The organism is Hafnia sp. CBA7124 (assembly GCF_002355555.1).
GTDB lineage: Bacteria > Pseudomonadota > Gammaproteobacteria > Enterobacterales > Enterobacteriaceae > Hafnia > Hafnia alvei.
Map to the genome: position 1 here is coordinate 1,806,417 of NZ_AP017469.1, position 25,101 is coordinate 1,831,517.

Annotated in this window: 23 protein-coding genes; 15 read left to right on the top strand and 8 right to left on the bottom strand. The window is 49.1% G+C overall.

The features are described from left to right. Nucleotides 1-6 precede the first annotated feature (6 nt). The 3 genes from CPY98_RS08250 to ftsI form a co-directional block, all read right to left on the bottom strand. Nucleotides 7-1,371 (bottom strand): GGDEF domain-containing protein, encoded by a 1,365-nt coding sequence (locus CPY98_RS08250; protein ID WP_051874123.1) that lies wholly within the window; start codon nt 1,369-1,371, stop codon nt 7-9. A gap of 509 nt (nt 1,372-1,880) precedes the next feature. After that, nucleotides 1,881-3,488, bottom strand: a complete 1,608-nt coding sequence (locus CPY98_RS08255; RefSeq protein ID WP_096387268.1) for a phosphoethanolamine transferase — start codon at nt 3,486-3,488, stop codon at nt 1,881-1,883. Between the two features lie 363 nt (nt 3,489-3,851). Then, the gene (gene ftsI / locus CPY98_RS08260) at nt 3,852-5,624 is read right to left on the bottom strand and encodes a peptidoglycan glycosyltransferase FtsI (RefSeq protein ID WP_096387271.1); all 1,773 of its coding nucleotides are present in this window, start codon (nt 5,622-5,624) and stop codon (nt 3,852-3,854) included. A 379-nt stretch (nt 5,625-6,003) separates the two neighbouring features. On the opposite strand from ftsI, the gene CPY98_RS08265 reads away from it, so the two are divergent. Beyond that, nucleotides 6,004-6,507 (top strand): DUF2501 domain-containing protein, encoded by a 504-nt coding sequence (locus tag CPY98_RS08265; RefSeq protein WP_072008163.1) that lies wholly within the window; start codon nt 6,004-6,006, stop codon nt 6,505-6,507. Nucleotides 6,508-6,566: 59 nt separating this feature from the next. Here the strand turns inward: CPY98_RS08265 and CPY98_RS08270 are convergent, their stop codons facing one another. From CPY98_RS08270 to CPY98_RS08285, 4 genes are all read right to left on the bottom strand, one after another. Further along, nucleotides 6,567-7,472, bottom strand: a complete 906-nt coding sequence (locus CPY98_RS08270) for an alpha/beta hydrolase (protein ID WP_096387274.1) — start codon at nt 7,470-7,472, stop codon at nt 6,567-6,569. 85 nt (nt 7,473-7,557) lie between these two features. Beyond that, a complete protein-coding gene (locus CPY98_RS08275) occupies nt 7,558-7,830 on the bottom strand; it encodes a GNAT family N-acetyltransferase (protein WP_025801688.1) in 273 nt (90 codons plus the stop codon). A gap of 10 nt (nt 7,831-7,840) precedes the next feature. Further along, nucleotides 7,841-8,071, bottom strand: coding sequence for a (4Fe-4S)-binding protein (locus tag CPY98_RS08280; protein ID WP_046360852.1), 231 nt, complete (start codon nt 8,069-8,071; stop codon nt 7,841-7,843). A 160-nt stretch (nt 8,072-8,231) separates the two neighbouring features. Continuing rightward, entirely contained in the window at nt 8,232-8,651 is a 420-nt protein-coding gene (locus CPY98_RS08285; RefSeq protein ID WP_096387277.1) for a universal stress protein, read from the bottom strand. Nucleotides 8,652-9,758: 1,107 nt separating this feature from the next. Between CPY98_RS08285 and flhD the strand changes: the two genes are divergently transcribed. From flhD to cheZ, 12 genes are all read left to right on the top strand, one after another. Continuing rightward, entirely contained in the window at nt 9,759-10,109 is a 351-nt protein-coding gene (gene flhD, locus CPY98_RS08290) for a flagellar transcriptional regulator FlhD (RefSeq protein ID WP_025801692.1), read from the top strand. Between the two features lie 2 nt (nt 10,110-10,111). Then, entirely contained in the window at nt 10,112-10,693 is a 582-nt protein-coding gene (flhC, locus tag CPY98_RS08295) for a flagellar transcriptional regulator FlhC (protein WP_025801693.1), read from the top strand. Between the two features lie 183 nt (nt 10,694-10,876). Beyond that, on the top strand, nt 10,877-11,770 hold the full coding sequence (motA, locus tag CPY98_RS08300; RefSeq protein WP_025801694.1) for a flagellar motor stator protein MotA: 894 nt from the start codon (nt 10,877-10,879) through the stop codon (nt 11,768-11,770). Further along, nucleotides 11,767-12,756: a flagellar motor protein MotB gene (gene motB, locus CPY98_RS08305; RefSeq protein ID WP_025801695.1), complete on the top strand. Its 990-nt coding sequence runs from the start codon at nt 11,767-11,769 to the stop codon at nt 12,754-12,756. The genes motA and motB overlap by 4 nt, the downstream gene beginning before the upstream one ends. 9 nt (nt 12,757-12,765) lie before the next feature. Then, entirely contained in the window at nt 12,766-14,811 is a 2,046-nt protein-coding gene (cheA, locus tag CPY98_RS08310) for a chemotaxis protein CheA (protein WP_096387280.1), read from the top strand. Nucleotides 14,812-14,888: 77 nt separating this feature from the next. Further along, entirely contained in the window at nt 14,889-15,383 is a 495-nt protein-coding gene (cheW, locus tag CPY98_RS08315; protein WP_025801697.1) for a chemotaxis protein CheW, read from the top strand. 241 nt (nt 15,384-15,624) lie between these two features. Beyond that, on the top strand, nt 15,625-17,289 hold the full coding sequence (tsr, locus tag CPY98_RS08320; RefSeq protein WP_096387283.1) for a methyl-accepting chemotaxis protein: 1,665 nt from the start codon (nt 15,625-15,627) through the stop codon (nt 17,287-17,289). A gap of 253 nt (nt 17,290-17,542) precedes the next feature. Then, on the top strand, nt 17,543-19,174 hold the full coding sequence (locus CPY98_RS08325) for a methyl-accepting chemotaxis protein (protein WP_040046956.1): 1,632 nt from the start codon (nt 17,543-17,545) through the stop codon (nt 19,172-19,174). A 67-nt stretch (nt 19,175-19,241) separates the two neighbouring features. After that, the gene (cheR, locus tag CPY98_RS08330) at nt 19,242-20,117 is read left to right on the top strand and encodes a protein-glutamate O-methyltransferase CheR (protein WP_096387286.1); all 876 of its coding nucleotides are present in this window, start codon (nt 19,242-19,244) and stop codon (nt 20,115-20,117) included. Next, on the top strand, nt 20,114-21,166 hold the full coding sequence (locus CPY98_RS08335) for a chemotaxis response regulator protein-glutamate methylesterase (protein ID WP_025801701.1): 1,053 nt from the start codon (nt 20,114-20,116) through the stop codon (nt 21,164-21,166). Before cheR ends, CPY98_RS08335 begins: the two co-directional genes overlap by 4 nt. Nucleotides 21,167-21,201: 35 nt before the next feature. Then, nucleotides 21,202-21,591, top strand: a complete 390-nt coding sequence (cheY, locus tag CPY98_RS08340) for a chemotaxis response regulator CheY (protein ID WP_025801702.1) — start codon at nt 21,202-21,204, stop codon at nt 21,589-21,591. Nucleotides 21,592-21,600: 9 nt separating this feature from the next. Then, a complete protein-coding gene (gene cheZ / locus CPY98_RS08345) occupies nt 21,601-22,245 on the top strand; it encodes a protein phosphatase CheZ (RefSeq protein ID WP_025801703.1) in 645 nt (214 codons plus the stop codon). An 89-nt stretch (nt 22,246-22,334) separates the two neighbouring features. On the opposite strand, the gene CPY98_RS08350 is transcribed toward cheZ, so the two are convergent. Continuing rightward, the gene (locus tag CPY98_RS08350; RefSeq protein WP_025801704.1) at nt 22,335-22,769 is read right to left on the bottom strand and encodes an Rrf2 family transcriptional regulator; all 435 of its coding nucleotides are present in this window, start codon (nt 22,767-22,769) and stop codon (nt 22,335-22,337) included. Nucleotides 22,770-23,303: 534 nt separating this feature from the next. Here CPY98_RS08350 and phoH point away from each other — a divergent pair. After that, nucleotides 23,304-24,092, top strand: a complete 789-nt coding sequence (phoH, locus tag CPY98_RS08355) for a phosphate starvation-inducible protein PhoH (RefSeq protein ID WP_025801705.1) — start codon at nt 23,304-23,306, stop codon at nt 24,090-24,092. A 152-nt stretch (nt 24,093-24,244) separates the two neighbouring features. Continuing rightward, entirely contained in the window at nt 24,245-25,087 is an 843-nt protein-coding gene (locus CPY98_RS08360; protein ID WP_025801706.1) for a DMT family transporter, read from the top strand. Nucleotides 25,088-25,101 lie beyond the last annotated feature (14 nt).

Sequence of the window (25,101 nt, forward strand, 5' to 3'; positions counted from 1 at the left end):
CGCAGGTTAAAGCTGTTCGCTCATTTGTGGCGTGAACTCGCCTTCGCTGATGGTTTTTGACTGATTGCGCCCCTGCTTTTTGGCCAGATAAAGCATTTTATCAGCAAGATTTATGGTGCCGCTGATGTCGAGGTTGGTTTGGCTGGGATCAACCAAGACTGCCCCAATGCTCATGCTGACGTAGTGATCCCCTTCAGGGTTTCCAACATGGGGGATCTTTAATTCCGCAATGGCTAAACGAATCCGTTCGCAAACCTGCGCTAATTGCTGTTTGTCCGTTGACGGAATAAACATAGCAAACTCTTCGCCACCCATGCGTGCCACCAGATTCCCATCACGATTGCCTGAAAGATCCAGTGCATGCCCAATTTTGGCCAAGCAACGATCGCCGGCTAAATGTCCGTAGTGATCGTTATATTTTTTGAATTTATCGACATCCAGCATGATTAGCCCAATATGCTGTCCGGAGGCTTTATTTTCTTCCCAAAGCGCGGGTGTGTTTTGTGCGAAATAACGGCGGTTATGTAACCCTGTAAGATCGTCGGTGATGGACTGACGATAATGACGGCGATTATTCTCATCAATGAGCTTGTAGTCGTCCATCATGCGCAGCAACACAATCATTAACATAGCCAGCTTTAATAGCATAATCATGATCTTCCACGTATACCAACCGACGGTATAGCGGGCCTGCCACGATAGGCTGAAGGCGTCATCCAGAACCAACAGGAACAATGTGAAAAGAAAACATTGTTCAATGAGTCCTTTGTTTTTTAATTTAAACCACAAAAAGGTCAGGCAGAGAAAATTCACCAAACCAGAGATATAAACTAACCCTGATCTAATCGTGAGTTCACAGTGATAGTGATTGCACGTCTCGGTGAGCAATGGAATAAACCGAGAGATTAATGGCCCAATAAACGAGGCGAGTAGACAGCCTAATAATACAAAGGCAACGGTGCGTCTAAGACTGAGTGATTGAGGCAATGAGATAAGAATCGCTGCGCAAATTGGAGCGCTAATTTCTAACAAAAACCATAACCAAATCGAGTTGCTGTCATAATTAAACGTAGCGCCCACGGCTAATGCCGTCGGATAATCCGCAATAATAAAGGCTGCTAATATTGCGGAAGCTAAATATGCGCCACCAATTGCGTAGGTTTGTCGGTTATTGAAAGCACGCGAGTGGCTAAAGGCAATGGTGGTAATAATAATATCGCACAGCACACACACGGCCAAAAATACCGGCATAAAGTAAAAATTCACAGGCGCACTTTCACTGCGATAACTGCCCGCAAAAATAAACACCGCCAGAGTGAATAAAATGAGAAGCGGTGTATGAAGTCGCTTAGGGGCTAACTTCAAAAACATATCATTACTCCAATAACGCAATGTGTTTACAATATATCAATGCTTAATGACTTTATTTTAACATTATAGTTTTAAGTGAGCGTCTTGCTTCCTGTTTTGCATCGCCCAATTTAGGTAGCGTTACCTTAAAAAAATAATTCATATAAAACAGAATGTTATTTTTTTGGTAGGCAATATTTGCTGAGCGAAGTACGACACTCCTTGCACTAGTTTAACTTATCTGAAGTGGTGTAAGAAATAATTCTCAATAGGAATTTTCTGGGTTAAATTTGGGGCGCTGTAAAAGTAGCGCTACATTTCGTGTTGTCTGAGTGACAGTAATATTGTTATGCAACTGAAATAATATAACTATTTGCTCAGGAAAATGGGGGGGAATATCTCTATATAATGAGGAAATAGTGGGGGCGGTAAATAACTATAATAGGTAAGCGTTAGCGAAAAATAAGATGATATAAAAAAGCCCCACAGCACAGTTGCAATGTAGGGCTGATTAAATCCGGATTGGCGAATTATTTATGCATGGTCGCCGGTGTCGCTTTAGGTGTAAAAGGATCGTTTCCCAAAGAGCTGTAAGGCACCTGCTTTAATGCAAAATTCATTACCGTTGGCGAAGGGCGTTTTTGGTTGGAAATAAACTGATATTTAGCCGCAATTTCTTGGCTTTTAATTCCGGTCCATTCAGAGAACAGCACCAAAAAGTCTTCTGCTGAGCGGCGTGCTTTTATCGCCCGACGACGCGTGTCATCAGAAGATAGCATCATTAACGGTACCTGATAGTTTTGTTGGTATTTATCATCGTGAGATAGGAACTCATTACTGGTGCCTTTCTCGTGGAATGCTAAGCCATGATCAGAGAAATAGATCATCGAGAAGTTTTGTCCGCTACTTTTCAGCTGGTTATACAGCTGGCTGAGAAAACTGTCTGTTTGCGTAATGCTGTAGAGATAGCATGAGGTCTCTTTTGAATGAACAAAGGTCTCATAGCGGTCACCGGTACGATCGCAAGCCTTAGGATGTGAACCGATCAGGTGATATACCACCAGTTTTGGCCCTTCGGTAGTTGCCTGCAAAGCATCATCGGTAAAGCGCAGTAGATCGAAATCAGACGTGGCTTTACCGTCTTCAAAATCACCTTTCTTCAAGAAGCGTACATCGTCTGCGCGCTTGGCAACGCTAGCCACCACGGTGTCATAGCGCCCAATTTGCCCCTGATTAGAAAACCAATAGGTATGAAAGCCCGCAGATTTGGCCAACGTAATAATACTGTTTTGGTACTCAGGTTTTCCGTCACGAACTAGATTCAGCGTTTGGCCGAGTGATTTCTGCGTAGAAGGTGCCGCAGAAAGATAATCGTTGAAGAATACGCCCGGAACTTGGCTCTCGAACGGCGTATTGGCCCATTTACCGCCAAAACTGCCGTGGGCATCACGGCGGGCGCTTTCGCCAATGACGAGCACATAGACTTGGCGATTGGCTTTAACGCTGTCTACATGCCAAGTGGCTGGCACAGAAGATAGCTCTTTCATGCGCGCCATCTCGGCTTCAACTTCTTTCTTCCCGTGCGATACGTCTTCGACAAAACGCACCACCGGATAGCCGGTATCGCTTAATTTGAATTCGCCACCGGCTCGCAGGTTTGTCACTGGCGCTAACAGTAAAGCACCTACGAAAGCAAATAAGAACAAAGATTTAGCCATTGTCCAACGGCGTATTTGCACTGTCTTTCTACGCAAAATAAAAATGCCGAGGATCAGGATAAAGACGGCGATCAAATAGTCCCAATAGGGAAAAATCTGCATCATCTCACCGGCTTCTTCTGGGTTAGTTGAGTAAAGCGAGAGGATCGAGTTGAAGTTTGGCGGGCCGAAAACGCGGCCAAACGGATAGTAAAATGCTGCGGTTAAGGTGCAGACAAACAGCACTGCTTTTTGCAGACGTGGTAAGTAGCTGCCGAGCAGTAAGAAGAAACAGCCGAGACCAACGGCGTAAATAGCGCTAAATTCGTAGCCTAAGCCCAGATTAATCAGCGCGGCGAGAACAAAATAGAGCAGGGTATAAGGGCTCAGTAGTTCACGAGCCTTATTTTTTGGCTCAAAAGGATTTGATGTAAAGTTCATTTTTATTATCTGAAAGGGTGCAGGGCACCAAAGTTAACCGCGGGATACATCTCCACTCGCATGTTGACGGTCACTGTCATCATTGTCTCTGGTGTGTCATGGGGGAGTTTCCATTTTACTTTTTGCGCTATGCCTAACGTCGAGACACAAAGCTGCAAGAAGATATGCCGAGCGAGCTCGAATAGCAACAGAAACTGCGGGTTCTTAGTGTGATTTAGGAGGCAAATTTTATAGTACAGCGAATTGCAGAAATTTTGTCGGGGTTTGCAGTGAAAAGTTTGAGTGCTCAGAGGGTTAACAGAACAAAAAACCACCCTCACCGGATGACACCAACGCGGTTGATGTCATCCGGTGTGAGCTGCGCTAAGCGCCTTTGTGAATGATGTTGGTGCTTTGTGTATTATGTGTCAGTGTTTGGTTATTTAAATTGATGGCCTGCTGGTCTGTTAAGGCATCAGGAGGAATATTCATGTGGCGCAAAACGTCGCCCATGATCTGACCGAACACCGGACCTGCTACTGAACCGCCGAAGTGTTTGCCTGCATTCGGGTGGTTGACCATCACCACCAATGCAACGCGAGGATCGCTGGCGGGTGCGACGCCAGCCGTATAGTTGACGTAGCCGCCGTCGTATTTACCCGTGTCGCCCATTTTCTCGGCGGTACCGGTTTTTATCGCAAGACGATAGCCCGGAACGGCGGCAGTTACGCCGCTACCGCCGGGTAGAGCATCACTTTCCATCATATGAACGACGGTGCGCACGGTTTTTTCATCCATGACCCGTGTACCTAATACCGGCGGGGTGACTTTAGTGATAGATACCGGACGGAAAACGCCGAAAGAACCGATGGTGGCATATTCACGCGCCATCTGCAGCGGCGTGACGCGCAGGCCATAGCCAAAGGAGAAGGTTGCGCGTTCAATATCAGACCAGCGTTCGCGGTGTAACGGGAAATAGCCGCTGCTTTCGCCGCCGATGCCCAGACCGGTGGATACCCCTAAGCCGAAGCTATGATAGAGATTCACTAGTACGTCAGACGGCATCGCCAGCGCAATATGTGACACGCCGATGTCGCTCGATTTTTGCAAGATGCCGGTAATGGTTAAGCGTGACCAGTGACCCACGTCTTTAATCAAGTGCCCATTAACGGGATAAGGCGTTGTGTCGATAACCGAATCAGGACGGATCAAATGACGTTCTAAGCCCGCCATGACCACCAGAGGTTTTACCGTTGAACCTGGTTCGAAACTGTCAGAGATCGCCACGTTGCGCATATCTTTCTGCGGTACGCCCTGATAGTTATTTGGGTTGTAGGAGGGATAGCTCGCCATGCCCAAAATTTCACCGGTGTTCACGTCCACCAGTACCGCTGCACCAGAATCGGCTTTATTGAGCAGCACGCCTTCGCGCAGATGAGAATAAAGCGCGTACTGCAAATAGCGGTCGATACTCAAGCTGAGCGTGGGTGCCTGCTGAGCAGGATCGTCTTCCATCAGGCTCACCACGTTGCCGTAGCGATCTTTGCGATACACACGATGCCCAGGCTTACCTTGCAGCAGGTTATTGAATCCGCTTTCGATGCCATCCAGCCCTTGTTGATCCATTCCGACGATACCAATCAGGTTAGAGGCGGCGTCGCTCATCGGGTAATAACGGCTAGAATCTGCTGGGGTCGTAATGCCGTAGATGTGCAGTTTATTCACATATTCAGCAATATTTGATTCAACCTGACGGCCAAGATAGAGGAAATGCTTGTGGGCGTTTTCTAATATCTTCGCTTTAATGTCATTTTCTGGCATAGAAAGGGCTGTGCTGAGATAAGGCCATTGTGCACTGGTGAGGTTGGGATCGCGTTCAAGCACGTGGATAGGATCGGCAATAATATCGTTTGATGCCACGCTAACGGCCAGCGGTTGGCCTTCACGGTCGGTTATCGTGCCACGCAGTGGCTGAGTAATAAGCGAGCGCAGCGAACGCTGGTCGGCTTCTTTTTCCAGCAGGGGATGGTTCATCAACTGCAGATAGCCCACTCTGCCAAGCAGAAGAACAAGAAAAACGACGATACCAAAACAGATGAGAACAAATCGTCCTTGAAAATAATTGCCACGTGAATTCGATGGGCTTTTTTTGCGCATAGTTCTGCCAGTAGAAAACAAAATATTAAAAGCGAGAAGCTGGAATGCGCTAACTATAAAAGAGACTGGATGGAAAGGCAGGAAAATGAAACATTTATTCGCACTTCAATTATCATTGAAATAAATGTAACAATTGAAAATATGATGCTTAAAAATACTCCATCTCTTATCGCATAGGCGCTCCAGGCCTGAACATGACGGTTTTCTGCGATACCACCAGAAAATGAAAATGAGGATTAGTGAGAATTCTCTGGTGCATTGTACTGATAATGAACCATAGATACAGATTATTCTTTAATAGATGGATTATATTAAACAAATATTGATCTCTCTCAGAGGCAATCCTATTATCCGTCTCACTAAGAGAATGAGGTTAAATATGAACCAAAAATTAAAACAACTGAGCCGTGCGGCCCTGATTTTAGCCGGTGTTATGGGTATGAACGCAGCTCATGCAGATCTCATGGGCTCACTGAAAAGCGCAAGCGAACAGCTTTCGTCTAGCAGTGCGAATACTTCTACTGGCGCAAACAGCACATCGTTGCTGGGCGGCGCGTTGGGTTCATTGATGGGCGGGAACTCGCAGGCATTACAATCTACCAGCAGTGCAAACATTGGTGGCGTGCTGAGCTACTGCGTGCAGAACAACGTGCTGGCAGCGGGTAATCAAAAGATTGAGTCTGTTAAAGATTCTCTGCTGAACAAATTGGGTACGCAAACTGAAAGCCAATCTTACCAGAATGGTTTGAACGGAATTTTGGATCTGCAGGGTAAAGATGACGTTGATCTGAACAACTTAGGTTCTCTGACGACCGACATGAAGGCGAAAATTAAAACTAAAGTGTGCGGCATGGTATTGGATCAGGCGAAAAAATTCGTTTAATCACCGAAGACGACCGCCGTTGTTGAGGGAGTTGGCATACGTAGTAGCCACTCCCTTTTTTATTTAAGCTGTTTACGGCAAAAATCACCAATCTCGGCAATCGCCAATCGAGACTCTTTCATGCGCGGCACCAGATATTGCCAAACATGCCACATCCCCTGCCAACGAGATAAATGCACGTCAGCACCTGCGCTTGCAGCTTTTTGGGCAAAACGTTCGGCATCGCTATACAGAATCTCTTCACTTCCCACCTGAATCAATAACGGCGGAAACGCAGCTAAATCGCCGAATAGTGGAGACACGCCCGGATCGGTCAACGCAGCTGTACCACTGTACGCGTTTACACAGCGCTCAGCTTGATGGAGATGGTGTGCAAAAAAAGGATCGCGCGTGAGGCGTGTTTTTACCGACTCACCGCTCATCGAAAGATCGACCCAAGGGCTTAAAACGGCAACGCCTGCGGGAAGAGGAAGCGCTGAATCTGATTTTATCCGCAGAGTTAGTGCCAAGGCCAATCCGCCACCGGCGGAATCGCCCATCACAAAAATGCGTTTAGGATTAATTTTTGGTTGGGTCAACAACCAACGATAAACGGTTTCTGCATCATTGAGCGCGGCGGGATAAGGCGATTCGGGCGCTAAGCGATAATCGGCCAACAATAAAGGCATTTTAGCGGCATCTGCAATAAATGACGCCATCGATCTGTGGCTGGAACATGATCCCATGTGATAGGCGCCACCGTGCAAATAGAGAATCACGGCATCCGAGTGGGCATTGGATGGCGTGAGCCATTCAGCATAAATGCCAGATGGCTCAACGCTTTCAAGGTGCGTCCCTGGAGCGAGAGGGAGTCGCTCTCCCAATTCATCCATTTGTTTGCGCATAGTGGCCACATCGTCTAGATCGGCCTGAGCAAAATGGCGCTTGATAGCATATTTAAACAGATGACTTTTAAAACTACGCATGTGAATTCCTTTTCTGTCTTGAGCATTTGGTGCTCGCCGAGAGTAAACGGCTCAAGACCTATCATGACGCCAAAGCAAAAAACAATCAGGCACGGATATCTTGATATTCTGGCGTGGTGTCAAACTCATGCTTGGCAAACGGACACAGTGGAATAATTTTGCGATTTTCTTTACGCATTTTCTCAACCACTTTGGCGACTAATTGCTTACCAACGCCTTGGCCTTTCAAACTCTCATCTACGTCGGTGTGGTCGATAATGGCCAGATGTTCGCCTGTCGGCACAAAAACAACCTCAGCAATCAAGTTGCCTTGAGCATCATTCACATAAAAATTGTTGTTACCTTCAAGAATTTCCACCGTAAGCTCCCTATTTTTGACGATATTTCAGTGCGCCGCTGGGGCAGGTATTGATAACGCTCATCACGGTTTTGGCATCGACGTTATCAGGCATAATCCAAGGCTGACGGTTCAGTTTAAATAGGTTGCTATTTCCTCTGACGCAGTTGCCGGAATGTTGGCAAATGCTGAGATTAAAATAGACGTCAATTTCTTTGCCGTGATACAGGCGGTAACCCGCATCTTGTAAATCTTGATCCATGGGTGTTCTCCTACGACATTGCAGTGAGCAGACTGAGTCGATCTGCTTCTTTATGGTGTATAACCCGATCAAGATTAGCCAAAAATGACCCTCACGGCATTAATGTCTTCGCCTTGCTGGTGGATAAGTATCCAAACGAGGCAGAAATTAGGAATCGCCCTTAAAGCGGCACGATTAAAACATCCGTATGCGTTTTGTCGATAATGTGGGTTGCCGAGTTTAAAATGCGCTTTAGGAACCCTTCACAGTGATTACCACAAATCACTAAATCCACTGGGCTCTCGTTACAAGCATAAATCACGCCATCAGCCAACTCGCCGTTACAAACGATAGTGCGGCTAATCGGATAGTCTGCCTGTGAACGTAGCTGCTCTAAAAACAGATTGGCCTCTTCATGAATAAGCTCACGTAAGGAGCCCAGCATCGCCCCCGCAAAACTGGAGCAAAGGTCGGCCTCATTGCACAAGGTCAGTAGTGTAATTTCACCCTGATAGGGGCGAACGATTGCGATGGCTTTTTCAACGAGTTTGATGCTGTCCGGTGCTTGAGCAACGGCAACGAGTACTCTCCTGTAGCTCATATCTGCCTCCATTCCCTATGACAATATAACCATGATAAAGAATAGACCACAGTCAAGCTGTGGGGAAAATCACAACCAGTTTTACCTCATCGGAAAATAGCACTTATGTCTAATCCAGCGACTGCGAAGTATCGTGGGCGAGGAGGGCAAAAAAAAACGGATATAGGGAATGTATTGATACGTGAGCCATGCATTACCACTAACTCTTTATGGTTATTCGTGTTGGAGGGTATTGCCATAAAGAGCTAGGGATAGCGTATTTAATAACAAAAATAGATTACGCAATTACATATAAATATTGAGTCTATAGGTATTAACGAGGCAAAAATAGGCCGAATAAAACATAAATCGAAAGGTATTAAGTTGGTTTTAGTCTGCAATGAAACCGATTACACCGTGACGTATTTCACATTATTCACTGTTATTCTACATAGGGAAAAAGATAGCTTAAAATTATAAAATGATGTTTCGTTTTAATGCTGTAAATGGCAGTGAAAATCTATACTAGCAGCAACATAATTTACATGGGTTATTTATAGAAAACATACTTTCAACATGGATGTAGGGCTAAATATCTACAAAAGCTATATAAGTAGCGTTTTAAGCTTTTAATTTAAGATTTAAGGATTTTTAACTCGAAATACCTGCTTTTTTTATGTGTTTTTTGTATGTGATGTGTTTGAGATTCAATCGCTTAGCGCCTCGATGAAGAGGTCGCAATCTTTGACGCATTAATGAACTATTAAATCATTCGTAATATTTATTTACTGATTTTATGTGATCTGTGTCACGTTTTTCTCAAATTAACCTGAGGCGCTCGTTGTATATATCTCTTAAACGGGGGTAGAGTTGCCACGAATCAGGAATATTCTTATTTGCTTGTAAAATTCCTAGATATTGTAAGTCTGAAAAATTGTACATCTAAGATACAACCTCCAAAGATATTACGGTTGAATTCCCCGCTTTTTAGGGGGGTGACCTCTGATAGGGTCAGGCTTTCATTTGAGTAGATAGTTATCAGGCGCCATTACTTTTTCGCTCCTCTAGAGCGTTACAGGTTAATGGTGCGTTTCATTATGTTGGCAAACAAATTTTACAGGGGGAGTAATGAGTACCTCTGAAATACTCAAGCATATTTATGACATCAATTTGTCATATTTGTTATTAGCACAGCGTCTAATTCACGAAGAGAAGGCTTCAGCGATGTTCAGGCTGGGGATCAACAATGAAATGGCAGATTCATTGGCTCTCTTAACCCTGCCACAGATGGTTAAATTAGCTGAAACTAACCAGTTGGTTTGCCAGTTCCGTTTCAGCGACCATGAAACGATTCAAAAATTGACGCAAGAGTCTCGTGTTGACGATCTCCAGCAGATACATACTGGAATTATGCTTTCCAGCCATTTGCTGAAGCAGCTCTCGCCAACAGATGCCTGCCCCCCTCACAAAAGAGTCTGATAATGAGTGAAAAAAGCATTATTCAGGAAGCACGCGACATTCAGCTAGCGATGGAGCTTATCTCTCTGGGGGCCCGCCTTCAGATGTTAGAAAGTGAAACGCAATTGAGCCGCGGTCGCCTTATTCGGCTCTACAAAGAGCTGCGAGGCAGTCCTCCGCCGAAAGGCATGTTACCGTTTTCAACTGATTGGTTTATGACGTGGGAACAGAATATTCATTCTTCGATGTTCTATAACGTCTATGCCTTCATGATTAACAGTAAATTATGTCGTGGCGTGGAGGCAGTGATACGTGCCTACAAACTCTATCTTGAACAATGCCCTGTCATGCCAGGTGAACAGCCTGTTTTGGCGTTGACACGAGCTTGGACATTGGTTCGCTTTGTGGATAGCGGGATGCTGGAGTCTTCTCCATGCTCTTGCTGCGGTGGCTCGTTTATTGCGCATGCGCATCAACCGCTCAGCACGTTTGTTTGCAGTTTGTGCCAACCACCGTCACGTGCGATAAAAAAACGTAAACTTTCTGACAATCTTGCCGATATGTTCCCACAATTGCTCAATGAGCAAGAGAAACGCGTGGTGTAACTTGATTGAGGCAATCAGTCTTATAGGTCGACGATCGGTGGGGTAGCAAGAAGGCTATTGTTTAGCTAAACCACCGGTTAACTTCCTTTCGAGCCGTCATCTGACGGCTTCTGAATTCTTCTTCTCCGTCCTTCTGGACAGCGCGTTACACCCAATTTCCATTCTAAGCATTAAGGAATTCGCGTGCTTATTCTATTGGGTTATGCCGTTGTAACTATCGCCGTGCTTGGCGGTTACATGATCGTTGGGGGGCATCTTGGTGCTCTGTATCAGCCCGCTGAGCTGCTCATCATTGCCGGTGCTGGTATTGGCGCATTTATCGTTGGCAACAACGGCAAAGCCATCAAAGCGACGTTGCGCACGCTGCCCAAGCTGGGGCGCGGTGCTAAATATAACAAAGCACTGTACATGGATGTCATGGGTTTGATGTACCTCTTACTGGCGAAAGCGCGCCAGCAAGGCATGCTCACACTCGAACGCGATATTGAAAACCCACAAGAAAGTGAACTTTTCTCTAATTATCCCCGAATTCTTGCCGATAAGATCCTCATCGAGTTCATCACGGACTACATGAGATTGATGGTAAGCGGCAACATGAATGCTTTTGAAATTGAAGCGCTGATGGACGAAGAGATTGAAACCTTCGAAAGCGAGGCTGAAGGTCCGGCAGACAGCTTGGCGATGGTCGGGGATTCGCTGCCGGCCTTTGGCATCGTGGCTGCGGTCATGGGCGTTGTTCATGCCTTAGCCTCAGCCGATCGTCCTGCCGCAGAGCTGGGCGCGCTGATTGCTCATGCGATGGTCGGTACGTTCTTGGGGATTCTGCTGGCGTATGGATTTGTCTCTCCGCTGGCGTCTTTGATGCGCCAAAATTGTGCCGAAACCGTCAAGATGATGCAGTGCGTGAAAACCACGTTGCTGTCGAGCCTGCATGGCTACGCGCCACAAATTGCGGTCGAATTCGGACGTAAAACGCTGTACTCCACCGAGCGCCCTTCGTTTATCGAACTTGAAGAGCATGTGCGTCAGGTGAAAGCGCCTGCGGTACAACAGTCGGCGGTGGAAGAGGAAGTATGAAAAATGGCAACCGCCCGATAATTCTGGTTAAAAAACGGAAGTCCTCCCATAAGGGGGGGCATCATGGCGGCTCATGGAAAATTGCCTATGCCGATTTTATGACGGCAATGATGGCGTTCTTTTTGGTGATGTGGCTGCTGGCAATCGCTAGCCCGCAAGAACTGACCAAGATTGCTGAGTACTTTCGAACGCCGCTAGCCGTTGCGTTAACTCACGGCGACCGTTCAAGCGCCAGCACCAGCCCAATTCCTGGCGGTGGTGACGACATGATGCAAAAAGAGGGCGAGGTTGCGAAATCCATGCCGGACCCAGCCACCAAAGCAGACAGCGAACGGCTGAAAAAACTGCGCAAACAGATCGATCAGCTCATCCTGACCGATCCAAGACTAAAAGCATTACAGCCGCATTTGCTGATTAACATGATGGACGAAGGTTTACGTATTCAGATTATTGATAGCCAGAATCGCCCGATGTTTGAAAACGGCAGTGCCAAGGTTGAGCCCTATATGCGCGATATTTTGCATGCCATTGCGCCGATTCTGAATGATGTGCCGAATAAAATTAGCTTGTCGGGACACACGGATGACTTGCCTTACGCCAGCGGCGAACGAGGCTACAGCAACTGGGAGCTGTCTGCAGATCGCGCCAACGCATCGCGCCGCGAGCTGATCGCCGGTGGACTTGCCGAAGGAAAAATTCTGCGCGTGGTCGGTATGGCCGACACCATGAGTTTGAAATCCCAATCGAGTGACGCTGCGATAAACCGTCGTATCAGTATTTTAGTGTTAAACAAAAGCGCCCAGCACAACATTGAACATGAGAATTCAGAAAGTCAGGAGATGGATTTTTCTAATCCTGCGGCAATGAAGCAGTGGAGCGTAGGAGGCGCGGTAAACCTTGCGCCACAGGCGTCGCCGGTGCAAGCCAGTCCATTAGCACCGATGAATGACCACATTATTACAACAACACCGACCGAAAAGAGGTGACCTGTGAGCATGGATATTACTGCGTTTTATCAAACGTTTTTTGATGAAGCCGACGAACTGCTGGCAGATATGGAACAGCACCTGTTGGAGCTGGATCCTGAAGAGCCAGATATTGAACAACTTAATGCGATTTTCCGTGCCGCGCACTCCATCAAAGGGGGCGCGGGGACGTTTGGTTTCAACATTTTGCAAGAAACCACCCATTTGCTGGAAAACTTACTCGATGGTGCACGTCGTCATGAAATGCGGCTGAGCACTGATATCATCAACCTGTTTCTGGAAACCAAAGATATTATGCAGGACCAGCTCGATGCCTATAAATCCACTCAGGATCCCGATCACGCTAGTTTTGAGTATATCTGTCAGGCATTAAGGCAACTGGCGTTAGAAGCTCAAGAAACCAATGAGCCTGAGGCCGCCGAAGGCCAACATCTCAAAGTGGTCGCGCAAGAGAGTGCAACTACCGCAGGCAACAATAACGAAACCGGCGAAATGGCGGTGCCAGAAGGGTGTATTTCTCTTTCCCTATGCGGGCTGAAGTCGCAAGAAGTACCGCTGATGCTGGAAGAACTGGGCAATTTAGGCACTATCCGCCAACACGCTGAAACCGAGCACGGATTAGACGCCATTCTGGAGACCACAGCCAGCGAAGACGATATTGCCGCCGTTCTCTGCTTTGTGTTGGAACCTGAGCAAATTTCGTTTAATCGCGGTGCGGCAGCGCCAGCTAAAAATACCACGGCTCCCGCTCAGCCTGCATCACCCGCCGCAGAAGCGAAACCTGTCGCAGCGCCAGAACTAAAACTGGTTCCTGAGCAGGCTGCGCCACGTCAGACCGAAGCGCCAAAACGTCCAGCCAAAGCGGCTGAAAGTACCAGTATTCGCGTGGCCGTGGAGAAAGTCGATCAGCTGATTAACATGGTTGGCGAGCTGGTAATTACCCAGTCTATGCTCGCGCAGCGTTCAGACATGCTCGATCCGGTAGAGCACGGCGATTTGCTTAACAGCCTTGGTCAGCTAGAGCGCAATGCGCGCGACCTGCAAGAGTCGGTGATGTCGATTCGTATGATGCCGATGGAGTACGTATTCAGCCGCTTCCCACGGCAGGTACGCGATCTAGCCAGCAAGCTCAACAAGCAGGTAGAAATTACCCTGCTCGGAAGCTCAACCGAATTAGATAAGAGCCTGATTGAACGCATTATCGATCCGTTAACGCACTTGGTACGCAACAGCCTCGACCACGGCATTGAAACACCCGAAGTTCGTGTCGCAGCGGGAAAAAGCGCGGTAGGAAATCTGACGCTTTCTGCGGAACATCAGGGCGGCAATATCTACATCGAAGTCCGTGATGACGGTGCTGGGCTGAACCGTGAGCGTATTTTGGCCAAAGCGCGTTCTCAGGGAATGGCGGTGAGCGACAGCATGACCGACGACGAAGTTGGATTGCTGATTTTCGCACCGGGCTTCTCCACCGCAGAACAGGTCACCGATGTGTCTGGACGCGGCGTGGGTATGGACGTTGTGAAGCGAAATATTCAGGAGATGGGCGGCCACGTAGAAATTCAATCGCAGGGTGGGAAGGGCACCACGATCCGCATCGTGTTGCCGTTAACGCTGGCAATTCTCGACGGCATGTCCGTTAAAGTGAATAACGAAGTCTTCATTCTGCCATTAAATGCGGTGATGGAATCCCTTCAGCCCCGTGAAGAAGATCTCTATCCGTTAGCGGGCGGAGAGCGCGTGCTGCAAGTGCGCGGCGAATACTTACCGCTGGTTGAACTGTACAGCGTGTTTGAAGTGCAAGGGGCTAAAACCGATGCCATGCAGGGCATTGTGGTCATTTTGCAAAGTGCGGGACGTCGCTATGCGTTGCTGGTTGATCAGCTCGTTGGGCAGCACCAAGTGGTGGTGAAAAATCTGGAAACCAACTATCGAAAAGTACCAGGGATTTCTGCCGCCACGATCCTCGGCGATGGCAGCGTCGCGTTGATTGTGGACGTCGCCGCGTTGCAGAACATCAACCGTGAAAAACGCGTCGCGGTATCTGCGGCATAGCGTGAACGTTTTATTTTAGCCAGCAGGTGACTGCTGGCTCTTATACCCAAGTAATTTGTGCATAAAGGTGAACTAACATGACAGGACTGGCTTCTGTAACCAAACTGGCGGGAGAAACTGTAGGGCAGGAGTTTCTGGTTTTCACTCTCGGCGATGAAGAGTACGGCATCGATATTTTAAAAGTACAAGAGATCCGTGGCTATGATCAGGTCACGCGTATTGCTAATACGCCTGCGTTTATCAAAGGTGTCACCAATCTACGCGGCGTCATTGTGCCGATCATCGATCTGCGTGTGAAGTTCTTACAAGAAAACGTGACCTACAACGATAATACCGTAGTGATCGTGCTCAACTTTAGTCAGCGCGTGGTTGGGATCGTGGTGGATGGTGTATCTGACGTGCTGTCGTTAACCACCGATCAGATCCGTCCTGCCCCTGAATTTGCCGTCACGTTATCCACCGAATACCTTACTGGTTTAGGTTCACTGGGCGAGCGTATGCTGATTTTGGTTGATATTGAAAAGCTGTTAAGCAGCGAAGAAATGGCGCTGGTGGAAAGTGTTACGGCGTAACTTTGATATTGCCCCATTGAAATGACCCCACCCCAACCCTCCCCTTCGCAGGGGAGGGAGCCGAACTTAGCTCTATTTTATCATCAGCGCTCGGTGTGCCCCTCCCCCTGAGAAGGGGGAGGCTGGGAGGGGGTAGCAAAAACTCCGCAGCAAAAACTCCGAATAAAAAATACTTTCCCCATAAAGTTTTTCTCAGCTACGCCGATATCCCTTCTATCCGACGTACCGAGAATGAGAAACCATGTTAAACCGTATAAAAGTTGTCACCAGTTTGCTGTTGGTGCTGGGGTTGTTTGGTATTTTGCAAATGACATCCGGAGGATTGTTCTTTAACGCCCTGAAAAACGACAAGGAAAACTTCACTGTTTTACAAACCATCCGACAGCAGCAGTCTACGCTGAACGGAAGTTGGGTAGCCTTGCTGCAAACACGAAACACGCTAAACCGTGCTGGCATTCGCTACATGATGGATGTTAACAAAACGGGCAGCGGTGCGACGGTCGATGATTTACTGCAAATTGCCAAAAGTACGCTACAACAGGCGGAAGGGCGCTGGGCCGAATATGAAGCGCTGCCTATCGATCCACGTCAAAGCCAAGATGCGACAGCCGAATTAAAACGTCACTACGATATCCTGCACGGTGCGCTGTCTGAGCTTATTCAGCTGTTGTCTACTGGCAAAATCAATGAGTTCTTTGACCAGCCGACTCAGGGTTATCAAGATGGCTTTGAGAAAAGCTACGTCACCTATTTGACTCAAAACGATCGTCTGTATCAGGAAGCCGTTGATGATAACAACAGCTCTTACAGCATGGCGATGTGGATCTTAGTCGGTGTTCTGGCCTTGGTCGCCGCCGCGATTATTCTGGTTTGGTTTGGTATCCGCAGAACGCTGATCGTGCCTTTGAATCGCTTAATTGGCAGTATCAAGCATATCGCCAACGGCGATCTGGCGCGCAGCATTGATGTTAACGGCACCAATGAAATGGGGCAGCTAGCCGCAAGCCTTAAACATATGCAGGGTGAGTTGGTGCGTACCGTGGGTAACGTGCGCCAAGGTGCTAACGCCATTTATAGCGGGGCGAGTGAAATCTCAGCCGGCAATAACGATCTCTCTTCACGTACCGAACAGCAGGCCGCATCGTTGGAAGAAACCGCTGCCAGCATGGAACAGCTAACGGCAACGGTAAAACAAAACGCCGAAAATGCGCGTCAGGCTAGCCATCTTGCATTGAGTGCCTCTGAAACCGCACAGCGCGGCGGTAAAGTCGTGGCTAACGTGGTGCAAACCATGCACGAAATTGCGGGCAGTTCGCAAAAAATTGCTGACATCACCAGCGTGATCGACGGTATCGCTTTCCAAACCAATATTCTGGCGCTGAATGCGGCCGTTGAAGCTGCGCGTGCCGGTGAACAAGGACGTGGTTTTGCAGTTGTAGCCGGAGAGGTACGAAACTTAGCCCAGCGCAGTGCTCAGGCTGCTAAAGAGATCAAAGGTCTGATTGAAGATTCCGTTAATCGCGTGGATATCGGTTCAACCTTAGTGGAAAGCGCGGGTGAAACCATGGGCGATATCGTCAGTGCGGTGACGCGCGTCACCGACATTATGGGGGAAATTGCCTCTGCGTCGGATGAGCAAAGCCGTGGGATCGATCAGGTCGGTCAGGCGGTGTCTGAAATGGACCGTGTTACCCAGCAAAACGCCGCGTTGGTTGAAGAATCGGCCTCTGCTGCGGCTGCCTTGGAAGAGCAGGCCAGCATGCTAACGCAGGCAGTATCTGTATTCCGTATCCAACAAGACTTCAAAGAAGACATCGGCGAAAGCCGTAGCGTCAAACCGGTTATTTCCACGTCTGCACCGCGTATCGCGGCTGCGGAGACTGGGGACAATTGGGAAACGTTTTAAGTTTTCGCTATGACGATCTAAACAGCAACACGGTGGCGAAGATCACCCTCTGTGTGGCAGCCAAAACTGCCTCACAGAAAAGCTGAAATGTATTTATGTGCTTTATGTTTAAGCGAGCTGCACCTTGAAATTATGAGTATGTCTTCCACGCATTGGCGTTGTCACTGGCAACACGGCGCCAATGGCGTTGGAAATCATTAAACGTGACAGTGCCGGGTACCCTACAAACGAACCGGCCCAAAAGGAAAGCATCGTGTTTAACCGAATCCGAGTATCAACCAGTCTATTCCTGCTGCTGATGGTGTTTTGTCTGCTGCAATTAGGATCTACCGGCTTGTCGTTTATGTCGATTCGTTCCGATAACAACAACTTTTCTAACGTTCAGATCGTTAACGATCAGCGAGAAGCGCTGAATCAGTCATGGGTTGCTTTGCTACAGGCACGTAACACGCTTAACCGTGCTGGCACTAGGGCTGCGTTGAAAGTCCCACAGGAAAAAGTCAACGAGCTGATGGCGGGCACGCGATCATCGCTGCAAAAAGCGGATCTCTATTTTAATCAGTTCTTAGCCATACCGCGCGTAACCAAAGAAGGTATTGAGCTGACCGAAACCACCAAAGTGAGCTACGAGAATCTCCGTACCACGCTACGCGAGCTCATTGCGTTATTAGAGAAAGGCGATCTGCAAGGCTTCATGGATCAGCCTACGCAGAAAGTCCAAGACCTGTTTGAAGTTCAGACACAGGCCTACACCCAGCATGTAGATGATGTGCTGGCAAAATCGGCAACGGAAAATAAAAACTCCTACACCCTCTCAATGCTGATGGTGGTGGGGGCCGTAGCAATGCTGATTATCGTGATTTTATGCTCGCTGTATTGGCTGCGCAAAATGCTGATTGGTCCGCTGAATACCATGCGGGCGCATTTTGATCGTATTGCCGAAGGCGATCTTTCAGCCGAAATTCACGTTTTTGGCCGTAATGAACTGAGCCAGCTGTTTGGCAGCCTGCAAAAAATGCAGCAGTCGCTGGCCAAGACGGTACTAACCGTACGCCAAGGTTCCGACGCGATTTATAACGGTCTGCAAGAGATTGCATCGGGTAACAACGATCTCTCTTCGCGTACCGAACAGCAGGCCGCTTCGCTGGAAGAAACCGCGGCTAGCATGGAACAGTTGACCGCAACGGTGAAACAGAACGCCGATAACGCACGTCAGGCAGCACGCTTGGCGAAAGAAGCCTCGGGAACGGCAACGTCCGGCGGCGAAATTGTGGGTAACGTCGTGCGCACCATGCACGAGATTGCTACCAGCTCACAGAAAATTGGCGATATCACCAGCGTGATCGACGGCATTGCTTTCCAAACCAACATTCTGGCACTGAATGCGGCGGTTGAGGCGGCACGTGCTGGTGAACAAGGTCGTGGTTTTGCCGTGGTCGCCGGAGAGGTTCGTAATTTGGCGCAACGCAGCGCGCAGGCAGCAAAAGAAATTAAAGGGCTGATTGACGATTCGGTCAGCCGTGTGAAGCAGGGATCGGCGCTGGTTGAAAACGCCGGTAACACCATGGATGAAGTGGTGCGTTCGGTGGCTCGCGTCACCGACATTATGGGGGAAATCTCCTCTGCTTCCGATGAACAGAGCCGAGGCATAGAACAAGTTGCCCTGGCGGTAACGCAAATGGATCAGGTGACGCAGCAGAACGCGGCACTGGTCGAAGAGGCTGCATCAGCGACGCAGGCGGTTGAAGAACAAGCAAATGCTCTAACCCGCTCTGTTGCCGCGTTCCATCTGGTATCAGCACCTGCTGCTCGAGTTGTCGATGATCCTATTGCCAACTCAGAGCAGTCGCTGCCCAAGGACAAAGATGTATGGCAACCGATTTAGCACCGGCTAAACGGTAGTTAATCGCGGGGGGAGGCTCTCTGCCCGCGTATTGCAAATTGGGTGAGTGATGGCGAATTTATTTACACAGTCAGGAAACGATGATGCTCAGGTACCTGCATTGATGATGCAGAGAGTGCCTCTGGCAGACGCCCATTTTCGTCGCATCAGCCAACTTATTTACCAACACGCAGGGATTGTGTTGGCCGATCATAAGCGGGAGATGGTTTATAACCGACTAGTGCGGCGTTTACGCGCGCTGAATCTGAATGATTTTGGCGCGTATCTGTCGTTATTGGAAAGCAGCCAGAGCCACGGAGAGTGGCAAACGTTTATTAATTCATTAACCACGAATTTAACCGCTTTTTTTCGCGAAGCGCACCACTTCCCGATTTTAGCGGAGCATGCGCGTAAGCGGCCACACAACTACTGTGTGTGGAGTACGGCGGCTTCTTCGGGAGAAGAACCTTATTCGATCGCGATGACCTTAGCGGAAGCATTAGGCACAACGCCGGTGGGGCCGCAGGTCTGGGCGAGCGATATCGATACACAGGTGTTAGAGAAAGCGGTGCGCGGCGTTTATCGACAAGAAGAAACCAAGCATCTTACGCCTTCGCAGCTGCAACGCTTTTTTCTGCGCGGCACAGGGCCGCAGGAGGGCTTCGTCCGTGTCAGGCCAGAGCTTGCCCAGCGAGTACAGTTTCAAATGCTGAATCTGCTGGCTCCTCAGTGGGATTTGCCTGGGCCGTTTGACGCCATATTTTGTCGCAACGTAATGATTTATTTTGATAAAGAGACTCAGGCACGCATTCTCAATCGCTTTATCAAACTATTGAAACCCGGCGGGTTGCTGTTTGCGGGGCATTCGGAAAACTTTAGCCATATCAGCCAAGAGTTTTATTTGCGCGGACAAACCGTGTATGGGCTGTCCAAGGAGAGTCGATGAGTAAAATTCGGGTGTTGTGCGTTGATGATTCAGCGCTAATGCGTCAATTGATGACCGAGATTATTAATAGCCATCCTGATATGGAAATGGTTGCGGTGGCGCAAGATCCGCTGGTGGCACGCGATCTGATCAAAAAATTTAATCCACAGGTGCTCACGCTCGACGTTGAAATGCCGCGCATGGACGGCATCGATTTTCTTGAAAAGCTGATGCGTTTACGTCCGATGCCGGTGGTGATGGTGTCGTCGTTAACGGGTAAAGGCTCAGAAATTACGCTTAGGGCGCTGGAGCTTGGCGCGGTGGATTTCGTCACCAAACCTCAGCTTGGGATCCGCGAAGGCATGCTGGCCTACAGCGAAATGATTGCCGATAAAGTGCGTGCGGCGGCGAAAGCGCGTCTGCCTGCGCGCGGCACGATGCCGGTAAAACCGGTGACGCTCAGCCATACCCCGTTGCTCAGCAGTGAAAAACTGATTGCGATTGGTGCATCAACGGGCGGAACCGAGGCGATTCGCCATGTGCTACAGCCGCTGCCGTCGTCAAGCCCCGCGCTGCTGATTACCCAGCATATGCCGCCGGGGTTTACGCGTTCGTTTGCCGAGCGCCTGAACAAACTGTGCCAGATCACCGTCAAGGAAGCCGAAGAGGGCGAACGCGTATTGCCAGGGCATGCCTACATTGCGCCGGGGGATATGCATCTGGAGCTGGCGCGCAGCGGTGCCAACTATATTGTACGCCTGCATCAGGGCCCTGCGGTTAACCGTCATCGGCCTTCGGTTGATGTGCTGTTTGACTCGGTGGCGCGCTATGCAGGACGCAACGCGGTGGGCGTGATTTTAACCGGTATGGGTAACGATGGCGCAGCGGGAATGCTCAAAATGCATCAGGCAGGGGCTTATACCATCGCGCAAAATGAAGCCAGTTGTGTGGTGTTTGGCATGCCGAGAGAGGCCATTTTAACGGGCGGCGTCGATGAAGTGGTCGATCTGCAACAAGTCAGTCAGCGAATGCTGACGCAAATTAGCGCCGGACAGGCGCTGCGTATTTAACGTTCCCTGCTGAGGGGGACTTTTGAGGAGTCAGTATGGCGGATAAGAATCTGCGTTTTTTGGTTGTCGATGATTTTGCCACAATGCGCCGCATCGTAAGAAACCTGCTTAAAGAGCTGGGTTTTAACAATGTAGAAGAAGCGGAAGATGGCGCCGATGCGTTAACCAAGCTGCGCACAGGGGCGTTTGATTTTGTGGTTTCCGATTGGAACATGCCCAACATGGATGGTCTGCAACTGTTGCAGGCGATTCGCGCCGACGGCAGTCTGGGAACATTACCGGTATTGATGGTGACCGCGGAAGCGAAAAAAGAAAACATTATTGCAGCAGCGCAGGCAGGTGCCAGCGGCTACGTCGTTAAACCGTTTACGGCAGCAACGCTAGAAGAAAAGCTGAATAAGATTTTTGAAAAGTTGGGGATCTAAGGAGTCACAATGAACGAACATCCTATGCCTGCAACTGATGCGGCGACGGCCAACGATATAATTGCTCGAATTGGGCAATTAACTCGCATGTTACGCGACAGCCTAAAAGAACTTGGGCTGGATCAGGCTATTGCACAGGCGGCAGAAGCGATTCCAGATGCCCGCGATCGTTTAGATTATGTGGTGCAGATGACGGCTCAGGCCGCAGAGCGTGCTTTAAACTGCGTTGAAGCGGCTCAGCCACGTCAAACGACGTTAGAAAAAGGGGCGACAGATTTAAAAGTGCGTTGGGATGAGTGGTTTGAAAATCCTATCGAGCTTTCTGATGCGCGCGTTTTGGTTTCTGACACACGTAGCTATTTGGCTGCGGTGCCAGAACACACGGCGTTCACGCATGCTCAGTTGCTTGAAATTATGATGGCACAGGATTTCCAAGACCTGACGGGTCAGGTTATCAAGCGCATGATGGGCGTGGTGCAAGAAATCGAAAAAGAACTGTTGGCGGTGTTGGTCGAAAACATTCCAGATGTGACGGCAAAACCAAAACGTGACAACGATGGTTTGCTCAATGGTCCGCAGATGAACCAAAACGGCCCAGGCATTGTGGCGAATCAGGAGCAGGTGGATGATTTGCTGGGAAGTTTAGGCTTCTAATCACCTAAGGCTGGCATAGCACTGATGTGTTTGCGACGTTCTGAAGGTATCTAATCAAGGCGGGGAAATGTGTCCCGCCTTGATGCTTTTTACTCTGCGGGAATGCCCAGAATCGCGATAATCTCGCCGCGATTGCTGACCAAATCGGCCAGCGTGAAGTCTTCCATCGCCGTTAAAAATGCTTCCATGCCGACTTTTAGCGCGGCCTGTAGCTTGCAGATTTTTATCAGTTTGCAGCCGGGTGAATTGCAGTCAATGCCGCTGAGATTGCTCTCTAGTGCACGGATCACCTGACCGATATTGATCTCTGCCGCGGGCTTGCCCAGTTCTATGCCGCCGCCTTTGCCGCGTACCGCATGGATATAGCCTAACCCCACTAATTGCGCCACCACTTTGACCATATGATTACGTGAGATATCGTAATGGGTGGCAATTTCGCCCACGCTGGTGCGCTGACCGTAGGGCATTGAGGCCAGATACATCAGAGCGCGTAAGCCAAAATCGGTGTAGGTGGTTAATTTCATGAAGCCGCGTAAAAGAAAGAATATTAGCCATGTTTATAACATAATTATGGCGCTTTTGGCTGGCTGTCAGAGAATTAATAGTAAAGTTAAATCTTTATTAACAATAAGTGGTGAAAATATTAACATTGTCATTATACTGTCATTATACTGTCATTATTAAGCAGTATATTTTCATGAGGCGACGGAAGTATTCACATCAACGCAGGTTATTGAACCAGCAGGTTTGTGAGGAGCGCGGATGAAACAGTCCTTACCTGGGCTAGCACGATGTCAAATCAGTACCATTCAACGGGTTGTCTCTGACAGCCAAAAAGTCGACGCAGCAAAATGGGCGTCACGGCTTTCTTCCCCGAAAAATTTATTTATTCCTCTATCTTCATTTTATCGGTTACGACTGCGCGCCGCAGGGATTGGCTTCGCGCGTGGGTTCGTATTCAGCACGTCTCTATCCTATGAGGAGGTTCTCAGATAAGCGAGTGACAGTTCGTTCATGAAACGTGGAATGACGATTGAAACCAACTGTAAGGTGCCAAAATGGGAAAACAGAAAGCTGTTATCAGAGCGCGTCGTGAGGCTAAACGTGTAGTCAAACGTGATGGTCGTAGTCAACGTCAGCGCGAGGAAGATCAGGCTGCCTCTCTAGTTCAGATGGGCGGTATTGAAACCATTGGCATGGCGCGGGAAAAACGTGATAACGCGCCAGTCACGGCCAGAACGGAAGCACAGGTCGCTTATCTGTCTGCAATTGAATCCAAACAGTTAATCTTCGCAACAGGCGAAGCAGGCTGCGGGAAAACCTTCATCAGCGCAGCGAAAGCGGCCGAAGCGCTGATCCATAAAGAAGTCGACCGTATTATCGTTACGCGCCCCGTATTACAGGCCGATGAAGATCTCGGTTTCTTACCTGGGGATGTGTCCGAGAAATTTGCACCGTATTTCCGCCCGGTCTATGACGTTCTGGTTCGACGTTTAGGGGCTTCATTCCTGCAATATTGCTTACGTCCTGAAATCGGCAAGGTGGAAATTGCACCTTTCGCTTATATGCGTGGCCGCACCTTTGAAAACGCCTTTGTGATCCTCGATGAGGCGCAAAACGTCACGGCTAGCCAAATGAAAATGTTCCTCACCCGTCTGGGGGAAAACGTCACCGTGGTGGTTAACGGCGACATTACCCAATGTGATTTGCCTCGCGGAGTGAAATCCGGCCTCGAAGATGCGCTGCAACGCTTCACCGAGGATGGGATGGTCAGTATTATCCGCTTCGACAGCCAAGACTGCGTTCGCTCGGCGCTTTGCCAGCGCACCTTAAACGCATACCAATAAGCTTTTCCCATCCAATTTTGCTCTCAGGGCCACCTTCGGGTGGCCTTGCTTATTTAATCGCCTAGACATAACACTTCTATGACGTATTTATGACAATCCAGCGTGGAGACTTTATGCTGTTGGTATCTCGATTAATTTAGTGAGAAGTTGGTATGACGACCCCGGTTTTTCTGGCAGTGCTGTGTGCCGCATTGCTGCATGCGAGCTGGAATACCCTTGTTAAAATCGGTGAGGAACGCTTTGTTGGCGTGGCGCTGATTGCGATTTTCTCCGGGGCGGTTTCGCTGTGCGGCTTAGCGTGGGTCGGCTTACCAAACCTCTCATCGTTGCCGTGGCTGTTACTCTCTCTGGTGCTGCACACTGGCTATTGTCTGTTTCTCAGCCGCGCCTATGGACAAGGAGATCTCGGCCAAATTTACCCGTTAGCGCGCGGCAGTGCGCCGCTGTTGGCGATGATGCTCAGCGCGCTTTTTTTGCGTGAATATCCACCTCTGCTTGGCGTTATCGGTGCGCTGGTATTGGTTTCAGGCGTGCTGCTAATGGCGCTACGCGGTGGTGGGCGCAGAAAATTGAATGGTAAAGCCGTGCGCTATGCCTTAGTCACCGCCATGTTTACCGCAGGCTATACGCTGTCAGATGGCGCCGGAGCCCGCGCCGCCGAAGCTCCGCTGACTTACACGCTGTGGCTGTTTACGCTCAACGGGATCATTATGCTGCCGCTGTTATGGCTGCATCAGCGAGGGAAAACCTGGGGGCAGATTAAGCGCAACTGGCGGGTGGGTTTAGCGGGGGGAACGATGTCGCTGCTGGCCTACGGTATTGTGATTTGGGCGTTGACGCAGGCTCCAATCGGCGTTGTTGCCGCGCTGCGTGAAAGTAGCGTGCTATTCGCCATGATATTTTCGGTGTGGTTGTTGAAAGAGCCGATGGGGAAAGCAAGGATTGCCGCCAGTTTGGTGATTGTGACGGGGGTTATGCTGTCGAGGTTGGGATAAGCGTGCAGGGTGAA